Annotated in this window: 18 protein-coding genes and 1 tRNA gene; 10 read left to right on the forward strand and 9 right to left on the reverse strand. The window is 41.0% G+C overall.

All coding sequences use genetic code 11. The features are described from left to right. The first annotated feature begins 124 nt into the window (after nt 1-124). Nucleotides 125-2,083 carry a DNA primase gene (gene dnaG, locus FC093_RS04315; RefSeq protein WP_240743177.1) on the forward strand — a complete coding sequence of 653 codons (1,959 nt, stop codon included), beginning with the start codon at nt 125-127 and terminating at the stop codon, nt 2,081-2,083. 305 nt (nt 2,084-2,388) lie between these two features. On the opposite strand, the gene FC093_RS23675 is transcribed toward dnaG, so the two are convergent. Further along, nucleotides 2,389-2,550 (reverse strand): hypothetical protein, encoded by a 162-nt coding sequence (locus FC093_RS23675; protein ID WP_170970988.1) that lies wholly within the window; start codon nt 2,548-2,550, stop codon nt 2,389-2,391. A 196-nt stretch (nt 2,551-2,746) separates the two neighbouring features. On the opposite strand from FC093_RS23675, the gene FC093_RS04320 reads away from it, so the two are divergent. Then, nucleotides 2,747-4,852, forward strand: coding sequence for an endonuclease MutS2 (locus FC093_RS04320; RefSeq protein ID WP_137260524.1), 2,106 nt, complete (start codon nt 2,747-2,749; stop codon nt 4,850-4,852). Nucleotides 4,853-5,516: 664 nt separating this feature from the next. On the opposite strand, the gene FC093_RS04325 is transcribed toward FC093_RS04320, so the two are convergent. Continuing rightward, on the reverse strand, nt 5,517-6,584 hold the full coding sequence (locus FC093_RS04325) for a cytochrome-c peroxidase (protein WP_137260525.1): 1,068 nt from the start codon (nt 6,582-6,584) through the stop codon (nt 5,517-5,519). Nucleotides 6,585-6,639: 55 nt separating this feature from the next. Further along, complete coding sequence (gene moeB / locus FC093_RS04330; protein WP_170970989.1) at nt 6,640-7,794, reverse strand: molybdopterin-synthase adenylyltransferase MoeB; 1,155 nt, start codon at nt 7,792-7,794, stop codon at nt 6,640-6,642. A 200-nt stretch (nt 7,795-7,994) separates the two neighbouring features. Between moeB and parS the strand changes: the two genes are divergently transcribed. Then, a complete protein-coding gene (parS, locus tag FC093_RS04335) occupies nt 7,995-8,513 on the forward strand; it encodes a type II RES/Xre toxin-antitoxin system antitoxin (protein WP_170970990.1) in 519 nt (172 codons plus the stop codon). A gap of 97 nt (nt 8,514-8,610) precedes the next feature. Next, nucleotides 8,611-9,069, forward strand: a complete 459-nt coding sequence (locus FC093_RS04340; protein WP_137260527.1) for an RES family NAD+ phosphorylase — start codon at nt 8,611-8,613, stop codon at nt 9,067-9,069. A gap of 223 nt (nt 9,070-9,292) precedes the next feature. On the opposite strand, the gene FC093_RS04345 is transcribed toward FC093_RS04340, so the two are convergent. Together FC093_RS04345 and FC093_RS04350 are read right to left on the reverse strand one after the other, a co-directional pair. Continuing rightward, a tRNA-Glu gene (locus FC093_RS04345) sits at nt 9,293-9,367 on the reverse strand. A 65-nt stretch (nt 9,368-9,432) separates the two neighbouring features. Beyond that, on the reverse strand, nt 9,433-10,857 hold the full coding sequence (locus FC093_RS04350) for an MBL fold metallo-hydrolase RNA specificity domain-containing protein (protein ID WP_137260528.1): 1,425 nt from the start codon (nt 10,855-10,857) through the stop codon (nt 9,433-9,435). 281 nt (nt 10,858-11,138) lie between these two features. Here FC093_RS04350 and FC093_RS04355 point away from each other — a divergent pair, with 281 nt between their 5' ends. From FC093_RS04355 to FC093_RS04370, 4 genes are all read left to right on the forward strand, one after another. After that, nucleotides 11,139-11,345, forward strand: coding sequence for a hypothetical protein (locus FC093_RS04355; protein WP_137260529.1), 207 nt, complete (start codon nt 11,139-11,141; stop codon nt 11,343-11,345). Nucleotides 11,346-11,727: 382 nt separating this feature from the next. After that, nucleotides 11,728-12,723 carry a Gfo/Idh/MocA family protein gene (locus FC093_RS04360; protein WP_137260530.1) on the forward strand — a complete coding sequence of 332 codons (996 nt, stop codon included), beginning with the start codon at nt 11,728-11,730 and terminating at the stop codon, nt 12,721-12,723. Between the two features lie 96 nt (nt 12,724-12,819). Beyond that, nucleotides 12,820-13,713, forward strand: a complete 894-nt coding sequence (locus FC093_RS04365; protein WP_206106500.1) for a 3-hydroxyacyl-CoA dehydrogenase NAD-binding domain-containing protein — start codon at nt 12,820-12,822, stop codon at nt 13,711-13,713. Between the two features lie 235 nt (nt 13,714-13,948). Further along, a complete protein-coding gene (locus FC093_RS04370; protein ID WP_137260531.1) occupies nt 13,949-14,899 on the forward strand; it encodes a hypothetical protein in 951 nt (316 codons plus the stop codon). A 347-nt stretch (nt 14,900-15,246) separates the two neighbouring features. Here FC093_RS04370 and FC093_RS04375 read toward each other — a convergent pair whose 3' ends face one another. From FC093_RS04375 to FC093_RS04385, 3 genes are all read right to left on the reverse strand, one after another. Next, a complete protein-coding gene (locus tag FC093_RS04375; protein WP_240743178.1) occupies nt 15,247-16,413 on the reverse strand; it encodes an acyltransferase family protein in 1,167 nt (388 codons plus the stop codon). A 440-nt stretch (nt 16,414-16,853) separates the two neighbouring features. Next, a complete protein-coding gene (trmD, locus tag FC093_RS04380) occupies nt 16,854-17,552 on the reverse strand; it encodes a tRNA (guanosine(37)-N1)-methyltransferase TrmD (RefSeq protein WP_137260532.1) in 699 nt (232 codons plus the stop codon). Nucleotides 17,553-17,563: 11 nt separating this feature from the next. Beyond that, nucleotides 17,564-17,953 carry an RNA-binding S4 domain-containing protein gene (locus FC093_RS04385; protein WP_137260533.1) on the reverse strand — a complete coding sequence of 130 codons (390 nt, stop codon included), beginning with the start codon at nt 17,951-17,953 and terminating at the stop codon, nt 17,564-17,566. Nucleotides 17,954-18,176: 223 nt separating this feature from the next. Between FC093_RS04385 and FC093_RS04390 the strand changes: the two genes are divergently transcribed. Continuing rightward, nucleotides 18,177-18,728 (forward strand): RNA polymerase sigma factor, encoded by a 552-nt coding sequence (locus FC093_RS04390; protein WP_137260534.1) that lies wholly within the window; start codon nt 18,177-18,179, stop codon nt 18,726-18,728. A gap of 11 nt (nt 18,729-18,739) precedes the next feature. Beyond that, nucleotides 18,740-19,102, forward strand: coding sequence for an HMG-box domain-containing protein (locus FC093_RS04395; protein WP_170970991.1), 363 nt, complete (start codon nt 18,740-18,742; stop codon nt 19,100-19,102). A gap of 189 nt (nt 19,103-19,291) precedes the next feature. Here the strand turns inward: FC093_RS04395 and FC093_RS04400 are convergent, their stop codons facing one another. Then, nucleotides 19,292-19,798: a DUF3124 domain-containing protein gene (locus FC093_RS04400; protein WP_170970992.1), complete on the reverse strand. Its 507-nt coding sequence runs from the start codon at nt 19,796-19,798 to the stop codon at nt 19,292-19,294. Between the last annotated feature and the right edge of the window lie 157 nt (nt 19,799-19,955).

The following is a 19,955-nucleotide window of genomic DNA, read 5'->3' on the forward strand; positions in this document are numbered from 1 at the left end:
TCAATATCATTTTTTCAAATTTTCCTTTACTAAGTTATTAATGCATATCTGCACATGTTACCCGTGCCTTCTGATTTTATTAACCTATTCAAATCTCAGATTGAAAGATACACAACAAATGAGAATGCCTGCTAAATTTGTAATTCGCTTCACACATATGATTACGCCGCAAACTATACAGCAAATTACCAGCCGCATTGACATTATTGATGTGGTGGGCGAGTTTGTAAAGCTCAAGAAACGTGGCACCAATTATCTTGGACTTTGCCCGTTTCACAATGAGAAAACGCCCTCCTTTACTGTTTCGCCAGCCAAAGAAATTTATAAATGTTTTGGCTGCGGCAAAAGCGGCAATACCATCACCTTTTTGATGGAGCATGAGAAATATAGTTATGTAGAAGCGCTGCGCTGGCTGGCTGCCCGCTACAATGTAGAGATAGAAGAAACAGAGGTGAGCGATGCCCAACGTCAGCAGCAATTGGCTACCGACAGTCTGTATATCGTCAACGGTTTCGCCCAAAAGTTTTTTACCCAACAGCTTTTTGAAACCGAAGAAGGACAAGCATTTGCACTTACCTATTTGCAGGAAGAAAGAGGTTTTAATAAAGAGGTAATAGAAAAATTTAGCTTAGGCTATAATCCTTCAGCAAAAGACACGTTTGCAAAAGCAGCTTTGCAACATCAGTTTAGTGCAGAACTACTGCTTAAGACCGGATTAGTTACTACCCGCAACGAAGCGCTGCAGGATAACTACCGCAACCGCATTATCTTTCCCATACACAACAATACCGGAAAAATCATTGGTTTTGGTGCACGTGTAATTGGCAAAGCACCCGAAAAGGCCCCTAAATACATCAACACGCCGGAGAACGAATTGTATGTAAAAAGCCGCATTTTATACGGCGCTTATTTTGCCCGCCAAATGATTGACAGGCTGGATGAATGCCTGCTGGTAGAAGGCTATACCGATGTAATCAGTTTGCACCAGGCAGGCATAGAAAACGTGGTTGCCAGTGGTGGTACATCGTTAACCACAGAACAACTACGACTTGTAAAAAAATACACTAATAATCTTACGATAATTTATGATGGTGATGCGGCAGGCGTGAAAGCGGCACTGCGCGGGCTGGATATGGCGCTGGAAGAAAGTCTGAATGTAAAGCTGGTATTGATACCGGATAAGGAAGACCCCGATAGTTATGTAAAGAAAATTGGTGCGGCTGCCTTTCGCGAGTTTATTGCCGGCAACAAAAAAGATTTTGTTTTATTTCAGCTGGAAGTGTTGTTGCGCGAGGCTGGTAATGATGTAAATAAAAAGAATGAAGCTGTTAATCAGGTTGCCGAAACGCTAAGCAGGATAAATAAAGCGGAAGATTTTACCAAACAGCAGGAGTACATCAGGCAATGCGCGCAACTGCTGCGGATTGATGAAAGCGGGCTGATAACACTGGTAAATAAATACAAGCGCGAGCGCATTGCCAAAGAAGAAAAGAAGCTGCCTTTCGAAGCGGTAGAACCGTCTGCAATTCCTGCTGCGTTGGTGCAGGAAAATATAGATTTAATAATTAATGGCGATGACCTGCAGGAACGTGATGTATTGCGCGTGCTACTGGAATATGGCTTGCAACTCTGGGATGAGCAGCGCACCATGGCACAATATATCTTTGACGAACTGGAAGGCTATGCTTTTGAAAATCCAACGCTGGAAAAACTGTATAATATTTACGAAAGGCAGTATCAGCAAGGCTTAGAACCCAGTGCTAAAACGTTGCTCTATCATGAAGATGCTGAGATACGCGAGCTGATTGTTGGAATTACCATGTTTCCGTTTGAATTGAGTATGCGCTGGAATGAAAAAAGTGATAAAAAAAATATTGGCATGGTGGATAGCCACGAAGATGTATTTAAAAGCATTCACTACTTCAAGCTGCGCAAACTGAAGCACATGTTTGAGCAAAACCAGCGCGATATGGAAGAAAGCAAATCGCTGGAAGAGCAGATGCAACTCATCAAAGTGCATAAAGAACTAAAGATGATGCAGGAAGCAATCACTAAACAGTTTGGAACGGTGATTTTTAAGTAAAAGCCCTACTTCTTAAGGGGAGTTTGGATGCTGCATCCTACTCCAGATTTTAACCCGTGCTGAATGCTCTTCATTAACACGATAACCTGCAAGTTTTTGCTGGCGAAGAATACCTCAGAGGTGTTGGGAAGAAATGCTAGGAACTATATTCTTTTACTTATCAGTTAAAAGACAATGAGGTGTCCGACAACACTTTAGCAGTATCTGACACCTCAATGCAACTGTTTTAACTTTTCTTCCCAACACGTGTGGTGAAGAACACACCGGCATAGGCGGAAAACTCTTTTTTATTATTAAAGCAAAAATCAGTTCAACACCAAAGCACTGTTTTGGGCACCGGAGGTATAAAACCGTAAACTTTTGCGTAAAATAAAATCAGAGAAATTGCTGTAAGCCTGTAACGTAGTATGGGCAAGATTAAAGCTAAAAATAAGCTTTATCCTTTCGGATGGCATAATGTATTTCATGTGATATTGGATGTGATGCAAATTTAATATGTATTTTGTTGTTTACTAAATTAAAAAGCATTAAAATTTCCTTTAAAAACATTTAAATAACGGTGAAATTCTTAGCTAAATCACAACATTATATTGCCTACACAAATTGCACCACAAATAAATATTTACGAACTTCGCAGGCTTAAATTGATTGTAAGTAAGACTAATGAAGATATACCCCGAATCGGCAGTTGTACAACTGGAATTTGATAAAGTGAAAAGTCTGCTGGCAGCTCACTGCAAAACAGACTTTGCTAAAAACAAGGCGGAGAACCTGCGTATTCACACGCATAAAAATTATATAGAGCTGGAGCTGCAGCAAAGCCATGAATACAAGCTGGTAGAAATGCACAGCATGTATTTTCCCAACGATTTTACACTGAATATTCAGCGCGATATAAAGCTGCTGGGCATTACGGGCAGTATGCTCACCGGCGAGCAATTTATAAATCTGCGCAGGCTGGCAGAAAACATTGGCAGTATTTTCCGCTGGTTTGATGCAGAACGGCGCTTGGCTTATCCGGCATTGACCAAAGTAATTGAAAACACTTATTACGAAAAAGCCATTGCCGTACTCATAGATGAAGTGCTGGATGAAGGTGGTAATGTAAAGGATAATGCCTCAGAAAATTTACAACGCATACGCATGAGCTTGTACCGCAAGCGCAATGAGCAGCGCCGTGTATTTGAGCGCGTAATAGCGCGGCTTGCCAAGCAAGGCTATACTGCCGATATTGATGAAAGCTTTAGCAATGGGCGGCGCGTAGTGGCAGTATTCAGCGAGTATAAGCGGCAGGTGAAGGGCATTTTACATGGCGAAAGTGACAGCCGCAAAACCGCTTTTATAGAGCCGGAAGAAACAATAGAACTTAATAACGATATTTTTTCGTTAGAGAATGACGAGCGCAAAGAAGTGCTGCGCATTTTGCGTGAGTTGACCAACCGGCTTTCTATCTATGCTGCGCTTTTGCAAACCTATTTTGAAATTGCCGGCGAGTACGATTTTATACGTGCTAAAGCAAGGCTGGCAATAGATGTAAATGGCAACTTTCCTAATGTGCTGGACAAAGCACATGTGGAGTTGAAAGAAGCATATCACCCGCTGTTGTATTTATATAATAATAAATCGGGGAAACTTACCATTCCGGTAGATATTACATTGGACGATAAGCAACGCATTCTCATCATCAGCGGGCCGAATGCAGGCGGTAAAACCGTAACGATGAAAACCATCGGTTTGAATCAACTGATGCTGCAAAGTGGTTTGCTGGTGCCGGTACATCCTACTTCGCAAATGGGTATTTTCAAGCAATTGTTTATCCATATTGGCGATACGCAAAGCCTGGAGTTTGAATTAAGTACTTATTCTTCGCACCTGCTGCACATGAAGCATTTTATAGAAAATGCCAATGGCAAAACCTTATTTTTTATAGATGAATTGGGCAGCGGTAGCGATCCCAACTTAGGTGGTGCTTTTGCCGAAGTGATATTGGAAGAACTGGCACGAAGACATTCGATTGGCATTGTAACTACGCATTATCTCAACCTCAAAGTAATGGCAAACCATACGCAAGGTATTGTAAACGGTGCCATGGCTTTTGATGAAGTGAATCTTCGCCCGATGTATAAGCTGATTGTAGGCAAACCCGGCAGCAGTTACACGTTTTCTATTGCACAACGCATTGGCTTGCCGCAGCCATTAATTAATCGTGCTAAAAAACTGGTGGATGAAGACCATTTTCGTTTAGATAAATTATTAAACAGAACCGAACAGGATTTACAGCACATAGATAAAGAAAAGAAAGAACTAAGCCGCCTGCTGAAAGAAAATGAACGCCTGAAAAAAGAAATGGAAGTGGTAATGGATAAAGAACGCCACCGCCAGCAGGTAGAAATTTTAAACCAGCAAAACCGCATTACCGAAGAACGCATTGCCAACATGAAAGAAACCGAACGCAAGCTCAAGCAGATTGTGCTGGAATGGCGTAAGGCAGAAAATAAGGAAGAGGTGATGAAGCAGGTACAAAATCTCCTCTTTAAAAAGAATGAGCAACATGTAAATAATAAGCTGGCTAAAAAAGCAGATAAAAAATACAAAGAAACAGACGAGGAAATAAAGGCTGGCATGAAGGTGAAGATGAAAAAAAATCACCAGGTCGGGGAAGTAAAGGAAATACGTGGTCGCCGCGCTATTGTACAGATTGGTTTGTTGCCCATGAATGTAGAATTGACTGATTTGATAGCAGTAGAGGAAAAACAAGCGGCGGAGTAGGATTTCTCACAGATAGCACAGATATTTATTGAACCCCGAATACACAAAGTAAAGAACCTGCCTGCCGGCAAAGACAAGGTTACACAAAAAATACTTTTATCCTATAAATTTGTTTATGTTCCCCCGTGCTCTTTGTGCCTTTGCGGGCTCATAAAAACAAGAAAGCCGCCCCTCACGAAAGAGAGACAGCTCTTACCCAAAATCCAACAGCTGGCTAATGCGGAGCGGCTTACAAAAAAAAGCATTACTGCTGCCGCATTATATAAGTTTTCAGCCTATTTTTCCTTGCAAACAAAACAATACAGTAGCAATTCAGGTATAAAAGTAAATGCCTGATGATGTGCATTGCATGGCTTGCAAAGCGGCTATCTCCGGGTTAAAGAAATAGCCATTTTTTGCTGAATAATGTTTTTGGATTTTTGAGTGCCTGTTGGAATGATGACATTGGATTTGTGATTTGATATTGGATTTTAAAACCGGATTGTTGCTGTTGCATTAACGGTACAAAAATAGAGTGGCTTTACATACCTACATATTAAAATCAACTTTATTATTATTAAAAACTGCACAGTATTTTAGCCTTATGCTTAAGAATTTATTATCTCAAAATAGGAAGTGTTTACTAAAAAGAAAAGAACTAGCAAAAAGCATGAAAAACAGGCACTTATTGTTTATGAATATCCTGTAGCGGCGGCAATGCAGCTTTATTCAGGCCGGGTGGTGCAAAGCGCAAATCAGTAAGTAATGTGCTATCGGTAAGGGTATATAAAAAAGCAGTTAGCTGACCTATTTCGTAATTGGAGAGCTTCATATTTTTTATCAATGAATCGGTAGTTGAACTATTCACTATACCGTTGCGATAGTGGTTCATTACGTCCAACACACTATAAAACCTGCCATCGTGCCCATAAGGAAAAGTTACCATCACATTGCGTAAACTTGGCACTTTAAACTTCAGGGAATCACTTGCTAAACGGGTAATGCGCATTCGCCCACTATCATTCAAAAAACTATCTACCGGCAATCCTGCATTACGATAGCTGAAATCGGTAAACAATGGCTCGGTATGGCAGGCTGCACATTTTTGTTTGAAAATATCGTAGCCTAACCGTTGTGATAAAGTGAATGTAGCTTCTCCCCTTTTCACTTTATCATACAAACTGTTATTGCTTACAATCATTACCAAAAACTGGCTCAACGCTTTGGTAAGCCGTTGTGTGTTGATGAGGTCGCTGCCAAAAGCCGCTTTAAACAGGCGTTTATATGCTGTATCTGCACGCAATTTTATTAATACGCTATCTATCACTTCGTGCATTTCGTTGGGCGAAGTAATGGGTACTAATGGTTGTACATCCAAATGGTTTACGCCGCCATCGTACATAAATTCTTTTTGCCAGGCAAGATTAAATAAAGGGGATGCATTGCGGGTAGTAAACGAATTGTTGAAGCCATGACTTAGCGAATGATCGTAAGTGGCAAATGCCCCAAACTGCTGGTGACAGCTCGCACAAGGGAAGTTGCCGTCTTTGCTCAACCTGCCATCATAAAACAGTTTTCTGCCCAGTTCAAAGCCTTCTTTGGTTACAGGGTTTTGGCTGAAATCGTACACCGGTTTTGGCCAGCCTTGTGGTACTTCAAAAGGGATAGATGTAGCACGACTACCGGCATTGATAAAATGAATACCGGTAATAGCGAATATAACTAAACAAACAATAACTGTTGCGCGCTTCATGATGCACTACGAATGTAATACACGAATGTGTAGGGGAGAGCACCTTAGCTAAAAATTAGTATTTGGTAAGATGCGGCGCCATTTCATCAATGTATTGCAGAATGCCGCCTTGTAAATTGTATAAATTAGTAAAGCCAAATTCTTTTTCCAACAGTTGAATGGCTTGCAGGCTACGGCTGCCACTTTTGCAATGCAACACTACTTTTTTGGTGCGGTCAATTGTAGCAATATTGTTTGTTATAGTATTTAAGGGAATGAGTTGCGCACCCATATTTACAATCTCGTATTCATACGGTTCGCGCACATCAATGAGTTGTATTGCTTCGTGCTGTTGCCAATCTTTTAATTGTTGTGGTGTAATTTCTTTAATTGATTTCGCAGCAGCATTACAAAATGGCTCACAATCTATGAGTTGGGTAATAGTTGGATGTGTGCCATTTAAAGGATTATCAGCATTACGTTTTATTTTAAAAATATTGGTTTGAAAATAGAGTGTATCAAAAATAAAAAGACGTCCACTCAGCGTTTCACCAATACCTGTTATCACTTTAATAACTTCCAATGCCTGCATACTGCCAATGATGCCGGGCAATACGCCCAGCACGCCTGCTTCTCCACAATTCGGCACCGCCTCGGGGGCAGGTGGCAGAGGAAAAAGGTCGCGGTAATTGGGTCCTGTTTCACCATCATTATTTACACAATTGAATAAGGAAACCTGACCTTCAAACTGGTGAATAGCAGCATATACATAAGGCTTGTTCAGCAATACACAGGCATCATTTACAAGATAACGTGTTGTAAAATTATCGGTACCATCGGCTACTACATCATACTCTTTAATAATGTTCATTGCGTTGGCAGCAGTAAGCCGTTCGGCATAAACCCTTGTATTTATGTGTGGATTTAATGCTTTGATCTTATGCTGCGCTGCCACTGCTTTTTCTTCACCAATATCATGTATATCAAACAATACCTGCCGCTGTAAATTACTTTCATCTACCCTATCAAAATCTACCAAACCAATACTGCCCACGCCAGCCGCAGCCAAATACAGCAGTAATGGACTGCCTAAGCCGCCACAACCTACCACCAGCACATTGGCTGCTTTCAGCTTTTGCTGCGCTGCCACACCAAATTGCGGTAAAGCAATATGGCGGCTATAACGGGAAAGTTCTTCCGGTGAAAAGGTTATTTGATTAATAACATTCATTTGCTATAATTGTTTTTACAAAGTTGAATAATTACGAAATAAGTAACTGCATAGAATAGTATGCAAGAAAGTTTAACCGGCATAATTTTATATTACTCTATTTGTCACTTCCGTGATGCTTATTTCTTTTTTAAGTACCGGCATCAATCGCCTTTTTTAGAATAGACATTTTTCCCCTACCTTTGGGTAAAATGTCTATTATGGCATCAATAATTAGAAATAAAATATCTAATGCGCAGGCACCCGCTATTGCAGTTACGTTAAAAAGTTATCTCACAAAAGGTGCTTCCATCAATGCGCTGGCGTGGGCTATATTAGGCGGCAAGCAATTTATGTCCGCCGTACCTACCACCATTCTTGATTATATTACTGCTACCAACAAAGGCATTCCCAAACAAGCAGTACACAACCTTGCCGAAGTAATTGATGTACCCATGAAAGATATGGCAACACTGCTGAATGTATCGTACAAAACGCTGGGGCGAAAAAAGAAAACCGATACACTGGATAGCCTCTCTTCTTCTTTATCTATAGAAATTGCCAACACCGTTGCAAAAGGCTTAGCAGTTTTTGAAGACATGGATAAATTCAGTCGCTGGTTGCAAAAAGAAAACAGGGCATTACAGGGTAAAAAGCCTTTTGATTTGCTCAATACGCCTACGGGCATTAAAATGGTGAATAAATTACTTGGCAGAATTGAAGAAGGCGTTTATACTTAGTACCAATTTCAATTAGATGATCTCCTATGAGCGACAAGCAGGGAGGTTAAGGCCTATATAATATACTACTCATCTGAATTAGTGTAATATTTTATCCATGTTGGTTTACAGGATTGTAAAATCGGAAAAACGTACTGCTGATCTTACCGGAACGGGTGCTTATAATGAGGGCGGACGCTGGAACAGCGAAGGCGTTTACGCATTATATACCAGCGAACACAGTGCACTCGCCATGCTGGAAGTGTTGGTACATGTGGATGAAAGCGAGCTGCCGCCGGATATGTTTATTATGACTATTGCAGTAGCAGATAATGCTCCTGTCTTTTCTATACCAGATGATAGCCTGCCTGCGAACTGGCGCATACCCGAAAATATTCTTCTAAAAGAAATGGGTGATAAGATATTAATGGAAAAGAAATTTGTAGGAATAAAAGTTCGTTCGGCAGTGATGCAGGATAGTTATAATTATGTCCTGAATCCGCTTTTCCCAAACTATTATGATTTGGTAAAAGTAGTGGAGGTGAAGCCTTTAGCAGTAGATAAAAGATTGAAGTAAGGATAAATACTTTACTTTATTACCATGTATTGATCAACATTATTTTGGCATTTTTTTCTGTGAAGTATTCTGCACGATTCCTACTGTTCAATAAAGGGCTACCTGCATAAGCTATTCCGTTACCATTTTGTACAAAATCCTATAAAATCTACATTTCAGCTGTGCGCAACAAAAAATCCCAGCCTTTATCAGACCGGGACTTTGCAACTTAAAACCTTTTCCTTGGTAGAGCGTACGGGAATCGAACCCGTGATTCCTCCGTGAAAGGGAGGTGTCTTAACCCCTTGACCAACGCTCCGTTTTTGTTTTGGGAGTGCAAAAGTAACCGTCAAATACTTATCCTGCAAATTTTTTTGCATTTATCTATGCAGTTTCTGCAACTATCTCATTTAAACCGCATACTGCGTGCATTTCCGGAATAAGCACCTGCTCATATCCTTTCAGCATTAATTTCTTCTGAAAGTCCTGCTGTACGTCATATTCGCCATGCACCAAAAATACAGTTGTAACCGACGCAGCTTCCTGGCACGATAAATAACGAGCAAGGTCATCGGCATCACCATGCGCACTCATACTGCGCATCACGCCTATCTCAGCATGTACATTGTACTCCTGCCCGTTTATTTTTACCTGTTTATCACCGTGTATCAACTGTCCGCCCAGCGAAGAAGGACTGCAATAGCCTACCAACAAAATGGTATTACGTTCAAACTCCACATTGTTTTTTATATGATGCCGTATGCGTCCCGCATCAGCCATACCACTGGCCGCAATAATAATACAGGGATCATGAAAATGCTCCAACTGCATACTTTCTTCCACGTGCCGGGTAAAACGCATGCCCGGAAAACTAAACGGATCATCGTCTATCTCCAATACTTTTTGCAAGCGCTCATTGAACAGCGCAGGATATTTTTTTACCACTTGCGTCGTTTCGTAGCTTAAGGGACTATCCACAATTACCGGAATTTCGGGCAGCCGCTTTTCTAAACTTAGCTGGTTTAAAAAATATAGTAATTCCTGCGTGCGCCCTACACTGAAGGCAGGAATAATCAACTTACCCTGTTTTTCCACACACGTATGTTTTATCCATTTCATCAGTTGGTCGGTAGTACTAAACTGATTTTCATGCAGACTATTACCATAGGTACTTTCAATAATAATAAAGTCGGCCTTCGGAAAAGGTTGTGGCGGACATAACAACACATCTCTATACCTGCCCACATCGCCGCTAAAGTGCAGCGTTTTGGTTTGCCCTTCTTCCGTAACGCGAATGGTGATTGCCGCACTGCCAATGATATGTCCGGTGTTGGTATAATATACTTCTACCCCTTCTTGCAATTGTACCCATTCTTCAAAACAGATAACTTCGAACAGTTCGGCAGTTTTAGACACATCTTCCATGGTATATAATGGCTCCAATACTTCGTCCTGCTTTCCACGTTGTGTACGATGCTGCTGGTTTTCACTTCTTTGTATGTCAGCCGAATCCTGGAGCAGCAGCATTGCCAGGTCGCGTGTAGCGGCGGTGCAGATAATTTTTCCTTTAAAACCTTCTTTTACCAGTTTTGGAATCAGCCCCGAATGGTCTATGTGCGCATGGGAAAGCAATAAATAACTCACTTTATCCGCTTCAAAGCCAAAACTGCTGTTCAGGCTATCGGTCAGTTCATCGCTCAATCCCTGAAACATGCCGCAATCCAGCAGCAATTGAGTGTCATTTTGTAGGGTAATTAAGTGTTTAGAGCCGGTAACAGTGCGCGCTGCGCCATGAAAAGCTATCCTCATTAAAATATATTTATAGGTTACATTCTTATAATCATTTATCGTACCATTTACTGAACACATTAACCGCTCAAGGTGGTTGTTTAACCGTTTAAACAGCTATTATTTGGTAGTTTGTGCAAACGATTGTACATTTGCATTGCAATTCAAAAGGAACTTGAAACAAGTTAAACCGCGGTAACTCGATAACAACCCTAATCAATCTTCTGCAGAGATTTGATTTTCAACAATTGCATTTAACGCGCTTGCTGTGTGTTATTAGTTAACATTAAAATGTAAATTGTATGAACAACAATTCAAAACGTACCATTATTAATATGGGCGCAGCAGAACTGATAAACCTGACTACTGAAGTAAAAGAAACCGTAGCAAACCTTGCTACTCACAATAGAACTTTCAGTGCAGCTGATTTGTGGAACATTCAAAAAAGCCGCAAAACTCAGAACCTTTCCAAAAGGCCTATGCTGTCGAGAAGAAATAGTATCCTTTAAAAATTTTTGAGGTAAATTTTTAAAAGCTATCCAATGCCTGCACAACAATGCAGGCATTTTTCATTTTATAGAACGAGCTGCAGTGCTGCAATGAGACATTTGGTGTAGCCTGTGGCGCTACAAGCGCCATCACTCATTTTAACACCTGTGCCCGCACGAACAAGCTTTTCACCAGCAAATACTTGCAAAATCATTATTCTTTTCTAAACGCGAACAAGGTTTAAATTCCTGTTAGTATTGTTATGGGCTCTTCTTTTTTCCTGCAAATAAATCCGCGGGCCATATTTTTCTGTCCACCTCTCGTCGCCTGCCCTCTTGCAACTTGTTTCTTTACCTCCTGCCGCTTTCTTCTTGTACCTTCTTCCATGTATCTTCGCTCATTATGCAACAAAAAATACGCTGGGGCATCTTAGGCTGCGGACGCATTGCCCGCAAATTTGCCCTCGACCTCCAATTGGTAGATGATGCCGAGCTCATTGCCGTAGGCAGCCGCAGCATTGACAATGCCAATGCATTTGCCAAAGACTTCCCTGTTTTATATACACATGGCAGCTACGAAGCCTTAGTGCAAAATGAATATGTAGATGTTATTTACATAGCTACGCCACACAGCGAGCATTACCAAAATACCCTGCTTTGCCTGCAGCACAATAAAGCCGTATTGTGCGAGAAAGCCTTTGCCGTAAACAGCCGCCAGGCAAGGGAAATGATTAACCTGGCGATAGAGAGAAAGTTGTTTCTCATGGAAGCCGTTTGGACCAAGTTTTTACCGCAATATCAAAAGCTGCAAAGCATCTTGCACGATGGTTTATTAGGAGAAGTTAAAGCATTGCAAATCAACTTTGGCTTTCGGCCGCAGGAGCCGGTGCCTGCCCGCATGTTCCATCCGGCATTGGCCGGCGGCTCACTGCTGGACATTGGTATTTACAATGTGTTTATGGCATTGAGTATATTGGGAAAACCAAACCACATAGATGCCTGGATGACACCTGCACACACCGGCGTAGATGAACAATGCGCAGTATTATTCCGCTACAACAATGGCGCTATGGCGCAACTGTTTTCTTCTTTTGCTGCCAACATGCCCACCGAAGTAGAGATCTGCGGTACCAAAGGCCGCATCCGGCTCACACATCGTTTTTACTCGCCTGATACTATATTAGAATATTATAGTGGTCTTCCCGATAGCCTCGAGATCATTCAGGTGGAAAAAGAACCGGGTCACGGCTATCAGCACGAAGCAAGGCATGTATGTGAATGTCTGCAACAAGGCTTAACCGAAAGTCCCGTAATGACGCATGCCGACAGTCTATTACTAATGGAAATGCTGGACACCATCCGGCAAAAAGCAGGAATTAAATATAAGGAGGATGAATAGGTTTGCAAGCTCCATCGTTTACGACTTGTACATGTTTGTCTGTTTTGCGAACTTACAAACCTGCAAATTTTTCACTCAACATCAAACCAGAAATAAATGATACAACGCGTAGCGGTAATTGGCGCTGGTACCATGGGAAATGGCATTGCGCATGTATTTGCTCAACATAGTTTTACCGTAAACCTGATAGACGTACATGCAATACAGCTTGATAAAGCGGTAGCAACCATCACTAAAAATATGGAGCGGCAGATTGTTAAAGGAATTATTACTGAGAAGCAAAAGCAACAGGCAATCAGCAACATCCATACCTTTTCCAATGTAGAGCAAGGCGCACAAGATGCTCAATTGGTAATAGAAGCTGCTACCGAAAACACCGAACTGAAACTAAGAATATTCGGGCAATTGGATGAAGTTGCTCCGAAGGATTGTATTTTAGCTTCTAACACTTCGTCTATTTCCATCACCAGCATTGCAGCAGCCACCAAACGCCCGGAAAAAGTAATTGGTATGCACTTTATGAACCCCGTGCCGGTGATGAAACTGGTGGAAATCATCAATGGGTACGCAACCGATGCAGCAGTCTCCAATACCATCGTTGAACTCTCCAAACAACTCGACAAAGTTCCTTGCGTGGTGAATGATTATCCTGGTTTTATTGCCAATAAAATTTTGATGCCGATGATAAACGAAGCCATTTACAGCTTGTACGAAGGCATTGCCGGTGTGAAGGAAATTGATACCATTATGAAGTTGGGCATGGCACACCCGATGGGACCTTTACAATTGGCAGATTTTATTGGTTTGGATGTATGCTTAAGCATTTTGCAGGTATTGCAGCAAGGTTTCGGCAATCCTAAATATGCACCTTGCCCCTTACTCGTCAATATGGTAACTGCCGGAAAACTAGGTGTAAAAAGCGGCGAAGGATTTTATACTTACATACCCGGCAGTAAAGATTTGGTAGTGAGTGAAAGATTTAAGAAGTAAAATGTAGTTATTCCTTTAAAATAATGTTGCGAAGCAAGTTTTCACGCAAGGAGCACAATGCAAGAGGCGCAAAGCACGCAAACCATCTTTCGAACACCTTCGCGTTCTTTGCATGAACAATATACAAGTCTTCTCTGTGCTCCCCTGCATCTCTGTGGTTCAAAACCCCGTCAACAAAAACTTAAATTTCTGCTTTAGAAAATAATTACCGCGCTGCAACGTAGTACTTTGTGCTATGTATAAATTGTTAGTTGCCCTTTCATTGGTTATTACTTCTTCTGCTATGGCACAATCTGCTGCCGATTTGCAAAGCCTGCAGCAGCAGGAAGCAGTAATAGCGCCCTACGCAAAAGACATGATTTTTGCACCCCTGACAGAAGACCGGCTTGTTGCCGACAGCACCTTTACAAGACTGTTTGTAAAAGCATTACGCACCCCATATTCGTTCAATTATCCTTTCGATAGTATTATTACCGTATCCAAACTATATGCACCCGATAGCTCTTTCCGGATATTTACCTGGCAGTTTGAGCGGGATGAAAGCTATTTCAGACAGCGCGGCGCCATACAAATGAAAACCAAAGATGGCAGCCTCAAATTGTTTCCGCTGCTGGATGCTTCACAATTTACTACAAACCCCACCGACTCAGTGCGTAGCAATACTAACTGGATTGGTGCTATTTATTATAATATTATTGAAAAGCAATACCAGGGCAAAAAATATTACACACTCTTTGGCTATGATGATAACGACTTTGCCAGCACGCGCAAATGGGTGGATGTATTAACGTTTGATAATGCCGGTAACCCACATTTTGGCGGCAAGTATTTCAACTACCCCGAAGACAGCATCAAGCCGGCACAACCTGCTTACCGTTTTTGTTTGGAATATAAAAAAGATGCCCGGGCACGCATCAACTACGATCCTGAAATGGACATGATTATCTTTGACCACCTGATAAGCGAAAGCAATCATCAAAGCGAAAAATATACGCTGATACCCGATGGCGACTACGAAGGTTTTAAATGGAAAGATGGCAAATGGAATTATGTAGAAAAAGTGTTTGACTTTAAGCTGGAAGATGGGCAGGCGCCAATACCCGAACCGATAAAAGATGATGCCGGCAATACCAACGAAAAAATATTACAGGAACAATCGCAAAAGAACGAGCGTAGAAAGCCGTAATTATCCGAACAGGGATTGTATGCGATTATTAAGATTGGCAGGATAGAAGAAAGTAAATGTTCCGAATTCCTAACAAGTTCGGAACATTTACTTTTAATATATGTTGCTCCACATTTAACGGTGTTGCTGTATTAATCAGGTTAATCGTAATAATCGCGTACAATCCCGGTTCAGGCAAAAAGGGCACCACCATTGGATGATCTTTTTGCAATATTAAATCTCGTTAAAAATGTACATCAGCATTGCTCTATGGAATGGTATCTATTCATCCGGAATAAAATTGTAAATTTTGAGTATGTTTAGTTGCAACATTCTGATTCTTATTTTACAGTTTACTCCAGTAGCCTTTAAGACCGTAATGCTTCTTGCCTTTTCTTAGTTAAGTATTTCCTGACCGGCAGGTCATAAAGCACCATCGCCAAATAAGCAATACCAATCAGAAAGAAAATACCAATTATAATAACATAAGCAAGTTCAGTTGTTTCAGGCTTATAACTTTCATAATAATGCCCAAAAATCCATATTGCTGCATAATGGGTCATATACAGCGGATAAGATATATTTCCGGAAAATTCACAAATCTTCTTTAAAGCAGGAGTAAGAGTAGAACCGGCTCCTAACGAAACAAGTAATGGGAAATAAATACAAACAATTATCAATTCTGTAAGCCATTCCTGCTTGGTCCACGGCATAACAAAAGCAAAAAACAATAAAACAGCCAAGCCAATAAAACCAAGTTTATTTTTGATAATCCAATTGGACCGGTATATTAAAAGTCCTGCTGAAAAAGAGTAAGCAACACGAGCGCCACCATCCCAAAAATTGTCTCCTGCCCAACCGCCCAACAGGTTGCCTGCACGGTAGCTAACAAAACACAATACAGCCGCAGCAGCTATTGTTAATACAGCCAAAACACGGTGGCTTATCCGGCAAAGCACAAAAGCATACAATATGTTGGCAACATACTCCCAAAATAACGACCACGCCGGAGCATTGAAGCTGAACAGGTTAAACGCGCGCTCCTCCATTACAGGTAAAGGAATGAGCAAAACAGAACAGAGAAACAGTAAGGTAATTTTACCTGTACTGTACGATGCGGAAGGTATTAAAAAAGGGTCAAACAAAAAGGCTAATAAGCCCAGAACAGAACCCAGAATCACCAAAGGATGCAGCCTTATTAGCCGGGATATAAAAAAAGCCTTCACTCCTATTTTCCGGATGCGATTGTCATAAGCATACCCAATAACAAAACCAGATAAACAAAAGAAAAAATCAACCGCCAGGAAGCCACGTCCAAAAAAATTTTTACTGTTATCCGGAAAAATCCATTCCATAAAATGAAAGATCACAACAGCTAAGGCCGCTATTCCTCTTAATCCATCTAAAATTACGAAGTGTTGTTTAGGCCTTAAAAGGTTAGAACTTAAATTTTCTTTGTTCATTGATTTTGGTAAGTTAGTTAATAACAACAGACCGCTCACCTGCGCTTTAACAAATGCCGGTAAAAATACCAAACTCAACACCAAAATACTTATTGATCTTTGACACCGGTATCATTCAGGCTTTCGCGAATGGCGCATTTATTTCGGGAATAAAATATAAGCGCCTGTTGCAAATGCCAGGAAAAACAGGAAAACCTCGGGAAAGCACCTGTACATTCCGAAATAATTACATCTGCAGGTTTAAATAGCAGGCTTGGGCGAGAAGATAAAATACTAACCGTTCCTACATAAAAACGCTCAACTTACCGAATAAAAAAGAGACTGACCTAATGAGGCAGTCTCTTTTGCAACATTGAATCTTCGAAAGCATTACATCAGGATTTCAATCAAAGGATATTGCATTTAAAAACGGATGGATTCAATTGCTAAACAAATGTAAACGATTATCCACACATGCTTTACCTGCCCGGGATTAAAATTGAGATTAAAATTTTCGCTTAATTACAAATAGCTTATGCTTTATCCAACACATCTGGTTTATCCAACATATCTGGCCTTCGGTTGCGCGTTCTTTCCACTGATTGCTCATAGCGCCATTCATCAATTATTTTAGGATTGCCATTAAGCAATACTTCCGGTACTTTCAAGCCTCTAAAGTCTGCCGGCCGCGTATAGACCGGTGGCGCCAGCAAGTCGTCCTGAAAAGAATCAAACAAAGCAGAGGTTTCATCGTTTAGCACCCCGGGCAACAATCTGCCCACAGCATCCACCAGCACCGCAGCAGCAAGCTCGCCACCACTCAATACATAATCACCAATTGATATTTCCATCGTTACATATTGCTGCCGTATGCGCTCATCAATACCTTTGTAGTGCCCGCAAATAAGCAGCAGATTTTCTTTTAGCGAAAGCGCATTGGCAATCTTTTGATTAAATGTAATACCATCGGGCGTGAGGTAAATTATTTCATCGTATTTAGTGTCTTTTTGCAAGGTGTCTATGGCATTTGCCAGCGGCTCGCACATCATTACCATACCTGCACCGCCGCCGTACTGGTAATCATCTACCTGTCCATATTTATTAACTGCCCACTGGCGCAGGTTGTATGTCTTTACGTTTAATAAACCTTTGTCCTGTGCGCGCTTCATGATGCTGTGGTTCAAAGGGCTTTCCAGCAATTCGGGCAACACAGTTATAATATCAATCTTCATTTTTATCACACTTATTTTTCTAAATAATCATCCAAATCCCTGCGTTCTTTTTTTGTTGGCCGACCTATTTTGCTCAGGCGTTTGCCGGTGTGAAAAGAAGCGCTGGCAAAGGATGTTTTTTCTAAGTCTTCGGCTGGCGTTAGGTCTATATAATAATTTACTGCTTCGTTGTATTGCACACGCTGGCCGAGCAGCCCCGTAACTTTTATTATCCACTTGCGGGCCTCGGTTTTCACTTCATATTCATCGCCCACATTTACGGTTTTGGCAGCTTTTACCGAAGTACCGTTCTGCTTTACCTTACCTCTATCGCAGGCTTCTGCGGCCAGCGTGCGCGTTTTAAACAGGCGGATTGCCCATAAATATTTATCTATCCGCAGCTTTTCTTTTTTCTCGTTCATAATCCAAAATTAAAACATTACTGTGCAGCAAAAGTGACGTAAAAATTATTGACTAAGCATACAGATACACCATGTATGCGGCGCTTACAATACAGAAATTAAAATGATTGCATTGCTTTTTCTGTGCTTAGTTGTGCAGCCTGCAGGCAATTATTAATTTAAAGTAATTTGCTCCGTTATACGTCTTCTTCATTTTAACTTGAACAAACCAGTACAAATATTAATGCCCGACACCGCCGCCGATACCATCGTAAATACTATAAAAGCATATGGTAAACGGCTGTTTGGCTTTATACGCGGCAAGGTGCGCAACGATGAAGATGCCGAAGATATTTTACAGGATGTTTGGTTTCAGTTGAGCAATGCAGCAAACGTGGAAGAAATACAACAAATGAGCGGCTGGCTGCACCAGGTGGCGCGTAATAAAATAACAGACAAATACCGCAAAAAAACACCCGAACTATTGGATGATTACAGTTACGAAAATGAAGATGGCGAGTTCAATTTTAAAGACATTTTGCTTGCCGATGCGACCAATCCTGAAACAGAATACATTCGTGAATTGTTTTGGCAGGAATTATTTGCAGCACTGGACGAACTGCCCGAAAATCAACGCCAGGTATTTATCTGGAATGAACTGGAAGACAAAACACTCCAGCAGATTGCCGATGCAACGGGCGAAAACCTGAAGACGGTGATCTCGCGCAAAGGCTATGCAGTAAAGCATCTGCGCCAGCGACTGCAAACCCTGTATAATGAATTTTTAAACTATTAAGGTCAACGCTTATGTACAACAATCGTTTTGGCAAAAGAAGAGGACGCCCGCCGTTTTTTCTTTTATTCTTTATGGTAATGGTGTTGCTCTTAAGCGCCGTGGTGATGCTGTTGTGGAATGCTATTTTGCCTTCATTGTTGCAGGTAAATAAGATCAGTTATGGTCAATCTGTTGGCTTGCTTATTCTTTGCCGAATTTTATTTGGCGGTTTTAGGTTTGGGCCGCCTTCTCACAGGCGATTTGGGCCATCCAATAACCTTCGTGAAAAATGGATGAATATGAGTGATGAAGAAAAAGCACAGTTTAGAAGTGAATGGCAAAAACGTTGCCGCCCAAAGCAGCCGCCACCACCAGAAGAAAAGCAAGATGAATGATTTGAACCACAGAGCCAAAGCACTTACAGAAATGCAGAATGCTTAGGGTTTAAACATGAAGGCTTAAGGGTTTGCAAATGGAAAAACAGTTTGAAGTTTAATAAATTACTTTATTTTGGAAGATGATTTGTTCAGGAATAAAAAAATGATAAAACCGTTTTTTTGATAGACAACTTACCGCCGGTTAGTTTATTGTTTAATTTCCACACCTTGCGTTATGAAAGACATGCCATTATAATCTCCAACCATAACAGCTTCAATCAGTGGTTCTGTTTTATTGTTTTTTGCAGCCCAGCTTACAACAAAATTAGCCCCGGCTCCGCCTTTCGACTCGTCATGTTCTACAACAAATTCATACGAAGCCATAGGTTTCAACAATAAAGTAGAATCTATGTACTTCTTCAATTCTTCGCCTTTTGATCCGTAGTAAATAATTTTTTTAATATAGAAACTATCAGTATAGCTGATATTCCGGATACTCATCGTAGCTGTTAAGTTAAAAGCCCGGTTACCAGTATTCAGATAAATATGTGAATAAATAGGAACATAGATAGCCTTCTCAACTGTAAATTTTGCTGTATCCAATGCAACGTAGTGATACTCCTGACTTGGAAGGCGAATATTATTTTCTCCACTGTTCCGGCAAGAAAAAAGGAGGAGCGTTGATGCAAGCAGAAATAATTTGATGATTGCCATATACATCTTTTAAGGTGTAGTATTTTATAAGGTTATGGCGGGTATCCGCGCCCACCGCAATCTGAACCGATACAGATAACAGTGTCTTTGCTCAGAAGCTTAGTCTGTTTCCGTGTTATAATCAGTGATTATAACACCCCAACCGTGGGTTACTATT

The sequence above is a fragment of the Ilyomonas limi genome, from assembly GCF_005233845.1.
Taxonomy (GTDB): domain Bacteria; phylum Bacteroidota; class Bacteroidia; order Chitinophagales; family Chitinophagaceae; genus Ilyomonas; species Ilyomonas limi.